Annotated in this window: 10 protein-coding genes and 1 tRNA gene; 8 read left to right on the top strand and 3 right to left on the bottom strand. The window is 70.8% G+C overall.

Annotated features, from left to right (window positions below; all coding sequences use genetic code 11):
• Positions 1-16: 16 nt before the first annotated feature.
• On the top strand, positions 17-745 hold the full coding sequence (locus tag ACFHPP_RS10670) for a cytochrome c oxidase assembly protein (RefSeq protein ID WP_437163251.1): 729 nt from the start codon (positions 17-19) through the stop codon (positions 743-745).
• Between the two features lie 3 nt (positions 746-748).
• Here ACFHPP_RS10670 and ACFHPP_RS10665 read toward each other — a convergent pair whose 3' ends face one another.
• Complete coding sequence (locus tag ACFHPP_RS10665; protein WP_437163250.1) at positions 749-2,035, bottom strand: DUF2254 domain-containing protein; 1,287 nt, start codon at positions 2,033-2,035, stop codon at positions 749-751.
• A gap of 382 nt (positions 2,036-2,417) precedes the next feature.
• On the opposite strand from ACFHPP_RS10665, the gene ACFHPP_RS10660 reads away from it, so the two are divergent.
• On the top strand, positions 2,418-3,011 hold the full coding sequence (locus ACFHPP_RS10660; protein WP_437163249.1) for a hypothetical protein: 594 nt from the start codon (positions 2,418-2,420) through the stop codon (positions 3,009-3,011).
• Positions 3,012-3,013: 2 nt separating this feature from the next.
• On the opposite strand, the gene ACFHPP_RS10655 is transcribed toward ACFHPP_RS10660, so the two are convergent.
• Positions 3,014-4,450 carry a protein adenylyltransferase SelO gene (locus tag ACFHPP_RS10655; RefSeq protein WP_437163248.1) on the bottom strand — a complete coding sequence of 479 codons (1,437 nt, stop codon included), beginning with the start codon at positions 4,448-4,450 and terminating at the stop codon, positions 3,014-3,016.
• 74 nt (positions 4,451-4,524) lie between these two features.
• Entirely contained in the window at positions 4,525-6,363 is a 1,839-nt protein-coding gene (rpoD, locus tag ACFHPP_RS10650; protein ID WP_437163247.1) for an RNA polymerase sigma factor RpoD, read from the bottom strand.
• A gap of 338 nt (positions 6,364-6,701) precedes the next feature.
• Here rpoD and ACFHPP_RS10645 point away from each other — a divergent pair, with 338 nt between their 5' ends.
• The 6 genes from ACFHPP_RS10645 to ACFHPP_RS10620 all read left to right on the top strand — a co-directional run bounded on the left by ACFHPP_RS10645 (position 6,702) and on the right by ACFHPP_RS10620 (position 11,711).
• Positions 6,702-7,760, top strand: a complete 1,059-nt coding sequence (locus tag ACFHPP_RS10645) for a type III polyketide synthase (RefSeq protein ID WP_437163246.1) — start codon at positions 6,702-6,704, stop codon at positions 7,758-7,760.
• 2 nt (positions 7,761-7,762) lie between these two features.
• Entirely contained in the window at positions 7,763-8,458 is a 696-nt protein-coding gene (locus ACFHPP_RS10640) for a methyltransferase domain-containing protein (protein ID WP_437163245.1), read from the top strand.
• A complete protein-coding gene (locus ACFHPP_RS10635; RefSeq protein ID WP_437163244.1) occupies positions 8,455-9,531 on the top strand; it encodes an FAD-dependent oxidoreductase in 1,077 nt (358 codons plus the stop codon). Before ACFHPP_RS10640 ends, ACFHPP_RS10635 begins: the two co-directional genes overlap by 4 nt.
• Positions 9,532-9,587: 56 nt before the next feature.
• Positions 9,588-9,663: transfer RNA gene (locus ACFHPP_RS10630), tRNA-Glu, on the top strand.
• A 784-nt stretch (positions 9,664-10,447) separates the two neighbouring features.
• Positions 10,448-10,777 carry a hypothetical protein gene (locus tag ACFHPP_RS10625; protein WP_437163243.1) on the top strand — a complete coding sequence of 110 codons (330 nt, stop codon included), beginning with the start codon at positions 10,448-10,450 and terminating at the stop codon, positions 10,775-10,777.
• A 76-nt stretch (positions 10,778-10,853) separates the two neighbouring features.
• The gene (locus ACFHPP_RS10620; protein ID WP_437163242.1) at positions 10,854-11,711 is read left to right on the top strand and encodes a hypothetical protein; all 858 of its coding nucleotides are present in this window, start codon (positions 10,854-10,856) and stop codon (positions 11,709-11,711) included.
• Positions 11,712-11,729 lie beyond the last annotated feature (18 nt).

Here is an 11,729-nt window from a genome sequence, read left to right as displayed (position 1 = left end):
GCAGGAGGTTGCAGGCGTGACCGAAATTCCCTTCTGCGGCCTGCCGCCGCTGCCCGGCATGGCCACCTGGAACACCCATCCGGTTCTGCTCGCCGTGCTGCTGGCCGGCGCTGCCGGCAGCCTGTGTCTGGGGCGGCGGGAGGCCGGATGGTCGCTGGCCGGCTGGGGGATGCTGGCGGTGGCGCTGGTTTCCCCCTTGTGCAGCCTGTCCGTCGCCCTGTTCAGCGTGCGGGTGACGCAGCACCTGGTGGTGGTGCTGGCGGCGGCGCCGCTGCTGGCGATGGCGGCGACGCGGCTGCGCCTGGTGCGGCTGGGCGGCGTGGCGCTGCCGGCGGTGGGCTTCGCGGTGCTGCTGTGGCTCTGGCACCTGCCGGGGCCCTACGCCGCGACCTTCGCCGGGGACGGCATCGCCTATTGGCTGATGCACCTGTCGCTGGCCGTCTCCGCCACTTGGTTCTGGGCGGCTCTCGTGCGGCACGGCCCCACACGGCCGCTCGGCACCGCCGTCGCGGCTTTGGCGACGGCGATCCAGATGGGCGTGCTCGGCGCGCTGCTGACCTTCGCGCCGCGGCCGCTTTACGCCGTGCACGCGCCGGATGTGACGCTGCCCTGGGGCTTCACGCCGCTCGAGGACCAGCAGCTCGGCGGGTTGCTGATGTGGGTGCCGGGCGGGCTGCTGTTCGTGCTGGTGCTCGGCGCCGGGCTGGCGCTCGCGCTGCGGCCGCAGGCGCGCCCGGTCGCGTAGCACTCAGCCGCGCAGCAGCGCCAGCGCCGCGGCGTGCCGCGCGACCAGCGCCTGGCGTGCCGCGGCGTCCTGGCTTCCGTCGAAACCGGCATCCCGCGCCAGGTCCATGTGCCCACGCAGCACCGCCCGGCGCGCCGGGTCGCGTTCCACCTTGGCGACGGCAGCCAGCACCTCCAGCAGCCGGATGACCACCGCGGGCTGCGTCGGTGCGGCCTGGCGCAGCATGTGGAACATGGCGTCGACCAGGCCGGGATAATCCGTCACCGGCCGGACCAGGCGGGTGCGGCCCTCCCGCTGCACCTGGGTCGAGGGCAACGACCGCCCGGCGAGGTCGCACAAGGCCGCGCCCAGCCGGTCCAGCACGGCAATGGCGGTGAACGGGTCGTTGATGCCGGGGGACAGGGCGCGGAGCGCGATTTCCACCAGTTGCCGCACCGCGAATTCCAGGTCCTGCTCGACGCTGCGGGCATCGCCGAGCGACAGCGCCTGGCCGAGCAGGTCCTGCGCTTCCGCCCGCAGGTGGGCCGGCACCACCTCCGCCACCTCGGTTCCGGCGAAGACGAAATCGCCGGGGCGCAGGCTGAGCCACAGCACGGCGTCCTGCCCCGCCGCCCAATCCGCCAGCCTGTCCTCGTCCAGCACGCGCAGGTAGCCGCTGGCGGAGGCGGTGAGGAGGGCGGTCGGCCCGCCGGGGCGGGGCTCCGGCGGCAGATCCGCCGCATCGCCGGCCACCTGTTCCAGCGCCGCCGTCAGGTCGCGGTGCACCAGCGCCACGACACGGTCCACGCTGATGGAGGTGGCGACATGGTGCAGGAACCAGATCAGCACGCCGACGCAGCCGAAGGCCATCAGCAGCCCGACGGACACCGCCAGTTGCGGGACGAAGGCGCCTTCCTCCGCCTCATGCACGGACCGCAGCGCCACCAGCGAATAGGCGAAGGTCGCCAGGAAGGCGCCCAGCGCATACTGGTTGCCCGGGTCGCGGGTGAAGTTGCGCAGCAGCCGTGGACCCATCTGGTTCGATGCGAGCGTCAGCGCCGCGACGGTGATGGAAAAGGTGGTGCCGGCGACGCCGATGGTGGCCCCCGCGACGGAGCCCAGCACATCCCGCGCCCCGGCCGTCCCGCCGGCATAGACCCAGTCGCCCAGCCAGTCCGGCAGCTGGACGACGCCCTCCGCGCTGATCAGCCCGATCGCCAAAACTATGGCGAAAAGGGTCATGGCGGAGGGTCGCAGCCAGAACGACGCCATCAGGTCGGCCCAGGCCTGGCGCAGCCGCACCGGCGTCATTCCCGCGATCCCATGCCGTGGTCCCCTTGCTTCGTCCGGAAGCTTCGACCCTGGCACCGGCAGGCCACAAGCCCTTGTGACAAATCAGCGAATGCCGAATTGCAGTTTTAAGACTAAACCAGCCGTCATGTCGCTGCCATCCAGAACGAATAAGTAATGGAGCGCGAATGTATGCAAACCGGTGGAGATTGGTCAGTTGAATCCTGGTTTCAGCCCTGCAAGTGACATGCAAACTCGGTATGATTCACTTGATTTCCAGACTAGAAGCCGTATCGAGATCGATCCGTCGAGGGTCTTTTTCTGGCAGTGTGCCGTCATCATCCTACTCCTGCTGGCGCACCTCGCGGTTTCCTGGGTCCATCTCGAGACCGGGCGCGACTACATGATGGGGCTTAGCAAACGGTTCCAACTGTTCACCGAAGCCAGCATCCCCGCCTTCTTCTCCGCCGTCATGCTGCTGGCCGCCGGCGTCGTCGCTGCGGTGCTGTCGCGGGTCGAGGGCGGCCTTGCCTCTCGCGACGGACGCGCCTGGGCCTTCATCACCGTGCTGCTGGTGTACATGGCGGTGGACGAAGCGACAGCCCTGCATGAGATCGTCAACCACCTTGGCGACCGCCAGGCGGAAGACGGCATGCTGTACTATGTCTGGGTGATCCCCTTCGGGATCCTCGCGGTCGTCTGCATGCTGATCCTGCTGCCCTTCTGGCTGCGCCTGCCACCCAGCACGAAATGGTGGCTGGCGAGTGCCGCCGTGCTGTTCCTCGCCTGCGCCATCGGCATGGAACTGGTCGAGGCCGGCCTTGTCGCCGAGTCCGGGGAGGAAGCGGCCTTCGTCCAGTGGAACGTCATCACTTCCATCGCGGTGGAGGAGGGCGGCGAGATGCTGGCGGTCGCCATGACGATCCGCGCCCTGCTGTACCACCTAGCGATGACCCAGCCCGGCGACGGCCGCGTGGTGCGCGTGAAGCTGGGCTGAACTCAGGTTCCGCAGAAGGTCTGCAGCACGCGCTCCTCCGGCTTCGGCGGCAGCGCGTGGCGGGGGTGGTCCGGCTGGTCCTCGAAGGGCCGGGACAGCACCTCAACCAGCGTGTCGAACACCGTGAAGTCGTCGCGCGTCACGGCGGCGGCGATGGCCTCCTCCACCAGGTGGTTGCGCGGGATGAAGGCGGGGTTGGTGGCCTGCATCGCCGCCGGGTCCAGCGCCCCCTGCGCCCGGCGCGCCGACCAGGCGGTCGCGAAGCCATCGAAGGCGGCGGGGTCGGCGAACAGCGCCCGTGCGGCGGCGGGGTCCGTCGACAGGGCGCGGAAGGTCAGCGTGAAGTCGGCCTCGTTCGCGGCCATGCGGGACAGCAGGTCCTGGATCAGGGCCGGGTCATCCTCCTGCACGGCGCCGAAGCCGAACTTCCCCCGCATCCCGGCCAGCCACGCGCTCTGGAAAATGGGCCCGAATTCCATCAGCGCGGCCTGGGCGGCCTGCATGGCGGCCTCCTCGCCGTCGCCCATCAGCGGCAGCAGCGTCTCCGCCAGCCGCGCCAGGTTCCACTGCGCGATGCGCGGCTGGTTGGCGTAGGCGTAGCGGCCGGCGTGGTCGATGGAGCTGAACACCGTGGCGGGGTCGTAGGCGTCGAGGAAGGCGCAGGGGCCGTAGTCGATGGTTTCGCCGGAGACGGCCATGTTGTCGGTGTTCATCACGCCATGGATGAAGCCGAGCCCGAGCCAGCGCGCCACCAGCGCCGCCTGCCGCGCCACCACGCCGCGGAAGAAGGCGAGCGCCGGGCGTTCGGCACCCGCGGCCTCCGGGTCATGCCGGGCGATGGCGTGGTCGAGCAGGATCTGCACGGCCTCGGCATCGCCGCGTGCGGCGAAGAACTGGAAGGTGCCGACGCGGATGTGGCTGGCGGCGATTCGGGTCAGCACGCCGCCGGGCAGGGGCGTTTCCCGCATCACCTCCTCGCCGGTGGTGACCACGGCCAGCGACCGGGTGGTGGGCACGCCGTAGGCCGCCATCGCCTCGCTGATGAGGAATTCGCGCAGCACCGGGCCGAGTGCCGCGCGGCCATCGGCGTGGCGGGAGAATGGCGTGGGGCCGGAGCCCTTCAGCTGGATGTCGCGCCGCTGGCCGTCGCGCCCGAGGACTTCGCCGAGCAGGATCGCGCGGCCATCGCCGAGGCGCGGGGTGAAATGGCCGAACTGGTGCCCGGCATAGGCCTGGGCGAGGGGCTCCGCGCCCTCCGGCACGGTGTTGCCGGCGAGGACCTCGGCGGTGAGTGCCGCCGGGTCGATGCCGAGATCGGCGGCCAGGGCGTGGTTCAGCCGGACCAGGCGTGGCGCCGCGACCGGGACGGGGGACTGCCGGGCGAAGAAGCGGTCCGGCAGGCGGGCATAGGTGTTGTCGAAGGGAATGCGGGGGGCCATGGGGGCTCCTTCGGGGGAGGGTGCGCAATCCCCCTCACCCCGCCCTCTCCCCCGAGGGGGAGAGGGCTTTCATGTCAGGCTTCCAGGAAGCTGCGCAGGGCGCGGCCCTGGGAGGATTGGCGCAGCTTGCCGAGCGCCTTCGCCTCGATCTGGCGGATGCGCTCGCGGGTGACGCCGAAGGTGCGGCCGACTTCCTCGAGCGTGTGCTCGCTGTTCATGCCGATGCCGAAGCGCATCCGCAGGATGCGTTCCTCGCGCGGCGTCAGGTCGCCCAGCACCTTGCCGGCGGCATCGCGCAGCCCGGCGCGGGCGGCGGCATCGAAGGGCAGGATGGCGTCCTTGTCCTCGATCAGGTCGCCGAGGCGGGCATCGCCCTCCTCGCCGATCGGGGCCTCCAGGCTCACCGGCTCCTTCGCCAGGCCCTGCACGGTGCGCACCTTCTCGAGCGGCATGCCGAGCCGGTTCGCGAGTTCCTCCGGCGTCGGCTCGCGGCCGGTCTGCTGCGCCAGGCGGCGGCCGGTGCGGACCACCTTGCCCACCGTCTCCGTCATGTGGACGGGCACGCGAATGGTGCGCGACTGGTCCGCGATGGCGCGGGTGACGGACTGCCGGATCCACCAGGTCGCGTAGGTCGCGAACTTGAACCCCCGCCGCCAGTCGAACTTCTCGACCGCGCGCATCAGGCCGAGGCTGCCTTCCTGGATCAGGTCGCCCAGCATCAGGCCGCGGTTGCGGTACTTGCGCGCGATGTAGACCACCAGGCGCAGATTGGCCCGCGTCAGCTCCTCCCGCGCCCGGCGCATGTCGCGCTCGGCGCCGGCGGCCTCGGTGTGCAGGCGGCGCAGTTGCGGGGCGGTCAGGCCGCAGGCGGCCTCGATCCGCGCCAGGTCGGCGCGCACCTCGACCAGGCCTGCCTTCAAGTCGCGCAGCCCGGCGCCCTTTGCGGCACCTTCGAGGCGCGAAGCGGCCCCGGACGCACCGCCATTCCACAGCTTGAGGAACTCGCCACGGCTGATGCGGGCGGCCTCGGCCAGGCGGAGCGCACGGCCGTCCAGCATCATCAGCGCGCGGTTCGCCTCGCGCAGCCGCTCGATCAGCTCCTCGATCCGCGCCGGGCGCAGGCGCAGGCCGGTGACCAGGGCCACCGCCTCGGCCCGCGCCTTCGCGGCCTTCGGGCCGGCGGCGCGCAGCGTGGCGAGGCCTTCCAGCGCCGTCTCGATGGCGGCCAGCGCCTCCGGCTTCAGCCGGGCGTCGATCGTTGCGTGCGGCGCCTCGACGGCGGCATCCTCGCCCTCCGGCGCCGGCTCCAGCAGCGTCTCCTCGGGCAGGCTGGCGGCGGCGGTCGCCTCCAGCTCGATCACGTCGCGCAGCGGCATACGGCCGGCGGCGATCGCGTCGCGCCAGGATTCCAGCGCGGCGGCGGTGGTCGGGCTCTCGCACAGCGCGGCCAGCATGGCGTCGCGGCCGGCCTCGATGCGCTGGGCGATGGCGATCTCGGCCTCGCGCGTCAGCGGCTCGGCGACGCCCATTTCCCGCAGGAACAGCGCCACCGGGTCGTCGGAGCGGCTGGCGGCGGCGGCGGCGGCCACGCTGATGTTGCGGCCGGCGGGCTGGCCGTCCGGCGTCTCCAGCGGCTCGTCGGCGCCGAGCGAGGGGCTCTGCGCCTCCTCATCGTCGCCACCTTCGGACCGGCGGTCGTCACCGGCGCCGAAGCCGAATTCCTCGAGCAGGGAATTGGCTGCGTCCTCGATCTCGTCCATCGGCAGCGGGTCGGCCACCATCTCGGTGTCGAAGGCGTCGCCTTCGGGCAGGCCGGACAAGTCGGCATTCGTCCCGGCATGGCCGAAGGGCGCCGGCTCCGCGCCGGCCATCTCGTCCTGATCCGTTGCCTTGCGTGCGAACATGCCGTCCATTTGTCGATCCGCTCCTCCTCGCCCCGCACCGCGGTCGAGAATTTCGTCTTCACCAACCCAGCATCACGGCGTCCCCGGCAACGGCGCGGGCCCGCGCCGGCCCTGGGGGGCCGGCAGGCGGGGCCTGCAACGGATTGGGAACGCGCCGCCCCCAGGGCCTGGAGGCGAGTGGCCCATATGGGAGTTTGGGCCCGCGGGGACACCCCTTATCGGAAGAAACCGGGATTTTGTCCCGGCTTTTCTGCATGGCACACGCGCGAGCGCGAATATCCGGCGATTGGCGCCTGCGTGATCATCCCGGGCCTTTCGCCCGCCCGCCGCATCCCAACCTGGAATGCATGAAGGAAGTCTTTATCAACCGCATCGCGACGGCCACACCCCGCCACCAGGTGCATGGCGCCTTCCGTGCCTTCGCTGGCCGGCAGGCCCTGGGACGGGACAGCATCGCCTTTGGCCGCATGGCCGCGCGCGCCGATATCGAGACGCGCCATTCGGTGCTGGAGCCCTCGATGCCCGAAGGTTCCGGCACCGCCTGCGGCTTCTATCGCCACGGCGGCGCCTTCCCCACGACCCGCGCCCGCATGGCGCGATGGGAGGCGGAGGCGCCGGCGCTGGCGGAGGCTGCGTTGCTCAGGCTGGGGCTGGAGGATGAGGGGCCGCGCATCACCCACATCATCATCGCCACCTGCACCGGCTTCGTCGCCCCAGGCCTCGACCGTCACATCATCGCCCGCTTCGGGCTGCCGCTGAACGTGGAGCGTACCACCGTCGGCTTCATGGGCTGCCAGGCGGCGATCAACGCGCTGAAGCTGGCCTGGCACATCACCCGCAGCGTGCCGGAGGCGCGGGTGCTGGTGGTGTGCCTGGAGCTGTGCACCCTGCACCTGCAGGACACCACGGCGCTGGAACAATTGCTGTGCTTCCTGCTGTTCGCCGATGGCTGCGCCGCCGCCATTGTCTCTGCCGATCCGCAGGGGCTGCGGCTGGAGGGTTTCGACAGCGTGGTGATCCCGGCGGCGCATGAGCAGATCACCTGGCGCATCGGCGATGCCGGCTTCGACATGACGCTGTCCGGCATGGTGCCCTTCACCCTGGCGCATGCGCTGCCGGACCTGGCACCGGTGATGCTGGGCGGGCGGGCCGTGCGGGATGTGGCACACTGGGCGGTGCATCCCGGCGGCCGCAGCATCCTGGACGCGGTGGCGCATGGGCTGGACCTGCCGGACACTGCGCTGACCACCAGCCGCTACGTACTGTCGGACCATGGCAACATGTCCTCCGCCACCGTGCTGTTCGTGCTGGCGCGGATGCTGGCGGAAGGCCGCCCCGGCCTGGGCTGCGCGCTCGCCTTCGGCCCAGGCCTGTCGGCCGAGGCGATGCGCTTCGAGGCGGGCTGACCATGCCGCGCAGCCAGGCCGCCGAGATCATGGACGACCCCGGCCAGTCCGAGGCCGATTTCGACGCGGCGCTGGCCGACCTGGCGCGCATCAACCGCATGACCTTCGCCACCACGCCGCTGCTGCGCTTCCTGGACCGGGTGGCCCCGGACCATCACAGGGAGCATCCCGGCGAGGCGCTGTCCGTGCTGGATGTCGGTGCCGGTGGCGGCGATGCGCTGCGGGCCATGGCGGAATGGGGCGCACGGCGCGGCGTGGCGCTGGACCTGTGGGGGCTGGACCGAAGCCCCTGGGCGGAGCGGCACGCCATGGCGCAGGCGACGCCGGCGCGCTGGGTCACGGCGGACCTGTTCGACCTGCCGGCGGAACGCCGCTTCGACGTGGTGGTCTGCGGCCTGTTCGCGCATCACCTGGACGATGCGACGCTGGTGCGCTTCCTGCGCTGGCTTCCGGCCCACGCGGCGCGGCGCTGGCTGATCCTGGACCTGCATCGCCACGCCATCCCCTGGGCCGCGGTCTGGGCCGGCACGCGGCTGCTGCGCATGCATCCCATGGTCTGCCACGACGGTCCGGTTTCCATCGCCCGCGGCTTCGACCGGGCGGATTGGCAGCGCCTGATCGCCGAAGCCGGCATCGACGCCACGCCGCGCTGGGTGCTGCCGTTCCGCTGGGCGGTCGAAGGGCCGGGCGGCGCGTGAGCACGCTGGTCCTCGGCGGCGGCCCGGCCGGCACCGCGGCGGCGATCGCACTCGCGCGCGCCGGCGCGTCGCCGGTGCTGGTGGAACGTGCGGCGGTGACGGCCGAGAAGGTCTGTGGCGAGTTCCTCGGCGCCGATGCGGCGGCCCTGCTGGCCGGGCTCGGCCTGGACCTCGCGGCGCTGGGCGCGGTGTCGGTCCGGCAGGCCCGCTTCGGCGCCGGGCGGCGCAGCAGCGCCGTGATGCTGCCCTTCCAGGCCTGGAGCCTGCCGCGCGCGACGCTCGATGCCGCGCTGCTGGACCGCGCTGCCGAGGCGGGCGTTCGTTTGCGGCGGGGTGTGGCGGCGGTGGCGGCGGACAGCGATGGCGATGGCTGGCGCCTGCGCCTGGCTGACGGCGCGGTCCTCCAGGCGGAGACCTTGGTCCTGGCGACGGGAAAGCATGAGTTGCGCGGGCAGGCCAGGCTGGTTTCCGGCGGGGCAATCGGTCTGAAGCTGGCGCTGGAGGGCGTGGACATTGGCGATGCCATCGCCCTGCTCGCCTGCGCCGGCGGCTATGCTGGCCTGCAGCCACGGGCCGGCGGTGGTGCAAACCTGTGCATGGCGATGCAACCTGGCACGCCCGGCCTGGCGGCGGCGGCGCGGGAGCCGGCGGCGCTGCTGGCGCATGTGATGGCGGGGTCCGTGCTGGCGCGGGACCTGCTGGCAGGCGCGCGCCCGGCCTGGCCGCGGGTGATGACGGTGGCGGGCGTGCCCTACGGCTTCGTCCACCGGGATGCGGGGCCATCGGGGCTGTTCCGGGTCGGCGACCAGGCTTCAGTGGTGCCGTCCCTGTGTGGCGATGGTATCGCCATGGCCCTGGCCTCCGGCGCCCGGGCCGCGGCGGTGATCGCCGCGGGCGGGGGCGCCGCGACACATCATCACGCCTGGGCGAGGGCGGTGGCGCCGGGGATGCGACTGGCGGGGCTGGCCGGTGGACTGATGGAGCGCGCCCCCGGCGTCCTGGTGGCCGCGACGGGCGCGGCGCCTGGCCTCGCGCGCTGGGCTGCGCGCCGGACCCGGATGGGGCTGGATTGAGCCGAAAGGGGTTGACCATCGGCCCTCGTGACGCCATACGCCCGCCATCCCAGCCTGTCCCGTTCGTCTAGAGGCCTAGGACACGGCCCTTTCAAGGCTGTAACACGGGTTCGAATCCCGTACGGGGCACCATTTTTTTCAGTGGCTTAGGGGCGCGTCGCCGCACCCTCTCCAACAGGTTCTCCAATATCGCCCCGAAACCAGCCGGGATTTCCGGGGATGGCTGCGACGTAGGCGGTTAGTTGAGCGCCACCCGGCTCGGCTTTGCAAAAGGCCAAGCGTTTGCTCATCGCCAGTAGCGCTAGACGGGACGCCGCCGGGGACGGGCGCTTCGGCCCGTCGCGGCCGGCGCAACGCGGGCTGGCCAGCTCAGGCTCTGCCGCGAATAAACGGGAGGCTCGCTGCGGGAGAGGGCTGGCCTGCGAAGGTGGACGCTGGCGCCGCCCCGCGCTGGACCTCTGAGTGGCGCCCCCACCCCCCTTCGATTTTGAGACCCCTCTGGGTATGGCTCGAAGATCAGACCCGCCCCCATGTCGAAGCATGGACCCTTCCGCTCCTACCCGGCCACCGCCCGTGCGCTCCGTCCCTGCCGCCTCATACACCGGCATGCCCCGCAGTACGGCCTACTCCGGGCCAGCCTGGGCATCGAGTCCCCGCCGAGGCTGGTGATGAGGCTGGGGTTGATCATTGCCCGCCTTGAGGAAGCTGCGGCGCCAGAGCCGCCGCCAACCTCGGCACCACCCGGTGCTGGCATCGTCCAAATCGCGATTGCGTGAATATACGTTATGCGCAACGGTTGCTGCCGGGTGGAGTGCTGGAACATCGCCGCCCGGCCTGACCACCAGCCGCGATGGAGACGTGACCCTTGGCTGCCCTAAACTCTACCACCGAACCTGGCGCATGCGACCGGGGCGATGTGGCCACCGACGCGCAGTTGATGGCGCTGCTCGCCGAGACGCGGCACGCGGAGGCGCGACATGCCCGAGCCTGCCTCGCCGGCGATGTGGGAGCGGGCGAGGCGGCACGGGAGGACTTGGCGGCGGCTCTGGCGGTCATGGCCGATGCGCCCGCTGATGGCCTGGCAGGAATTGCGGCGAAGGCGGCCCGGCTATGCGCCAGCCTGCGCCGAGGCGGCACGGCAATGGACGAAGGTGGATATGGCACCCGGATCGACTACACAGACGCGCCGGTCGCTACGAGCCTCGCCGCCGATCTGGCGCGCCTGGTACCGGAGGTAGTGACCTGAGCGCCGCGCGAGTAGGGCCACTTTCTGGTTCCAGAGGCATGCGTACCCCCAGTACTGGCTGCGGAGGCGAAAGGGGTTGAGCGGCTTCAAGGAAGACCCTGCCGCAATTGCAACCGTCCCAATCCGGTATGACGGTGGCATGACGGATAGCCACCGCATCGACATGGCTGACCTCGCTGAGGCGCTGGCCGGGTGGAACCGGATCCTTGTTGTCTGCGGGAACTTTGCTGCGACAAACCGGGTGGTGAGGCATGTTGATGCCGCTGACGTAAGGGCTGTCCTGGCAGTACCTGAGGCCGGCTGCGTCACCTTGACCGGTATGGTGGCATGGCTGAACGCCAACCCACTGTTGACCACCATTGCTGGCGGTTTGGTGGTATCCCTCGTCGGCTGGGCGTTTTCTGCCGCCAGTGGCAGGAAGGACGAAATGCGGCACCTACGAGCAATAGCAGAGCAAGCGCTCCGGCAGGCTGGCACTCGCGATGAGGTCGTGCTGGGCCGGCTCATGGACACGCTGGACCGCCTCATTGGCGGCCTTCGACCAGCTGTGCGGCAGGCGGTAAAGCCTGTTGGGCGGTCGGCTACATCATTGACGATCGCCGGCGAGGGGGTGCCGCCAGTAGTCATTGGTGAAGCTGAAGCCGAAGCGATCCGAGCAGATGTTCCCTTGGAGGTTGGTGCTCAGCAAGAGTTTTCTGTCTCGATCACTGAGTTGGATGTTGAGACGGGGACATGCCGTGTCAGTTTCGCCGGCGGTGAAGGCAGAGTATCCGGGCGCATAACCGACCCTGTTCTTACGCAGCCGAACAATCCATACGCACTCGCGCTGGCTTCGAGGCAGCCTCTTTCCGTTCTTGCTAAGCCAACACTGCGAGACGGCGAACTGGAACGCCTTTTCATTAGCGACACCGCGCCCTGCGCTCCGGGGGCGTAAGACCGTATGTCCGCCGTG

Source organism: Falsiroseomonas sp. E2-1-a20 (genome assembly GCF_051433195.1).
In the GTDB taxonomy this organism is placed as follows: domain Bacteria; phylum Pseudomonadota; class Alphaproteobacteria; order Acetobacterales; family Acetobacteraceae; genus Falsiroseomonas.
The sequence above is the reverse complement of the archived record's forward strand: the minus strand, read 5'-3'. Positions and strand labels throughout refer to the sequence as shown.

Excerpts from the sequence above, each read along its gene's own strand:
- rpoD (WP_437163247.1), bottom strand. The coding sequence starts at position 6,363 with ATGGACGGCATGTTCGCACGCAAGGCAACGGATCAGGACGAGATGGCC.
- ACFHPP_RS10655 (WP_437163248.1), bottom strand. The coding sequence starts at position 4,450 with ATGGCCCCCCGCATTCCCTTCGACAACACCTATGCCCGCCTGCCGGAC.
- ACFHPP_RS10660 (WP_437163249.1), top strand. The coding sequence starts at position 2,418 with ATGATGGGGCTTAGCAAACGGTTCCAACTGTTCACCGAAGCCAGCATC.
- ACFHPP_RS10645 (WP_437163246.1), top strand. The coding sequence starts at position 6,702 with ATGAAGGAAGTCTTTATCAACCGCATCGCGACGGCCACACCCCGCCAC.
- ACFHPP_RS10640 (WP_437163245.1), top strand. The coding sequence starts at position 7,763 with ATGCCGCGCAGCCAGGCCGCCGAGATCATGGACGACCCCGGCCAGTCC.
- ACFHPP_RS10665 (WP_437163250.1), bottom strand. The coding sequence starts at position 2,035 with ATGACGCCGGTGCGGCTGCGCCAGGCCTGGGCCGACCTGATGGCGTCG.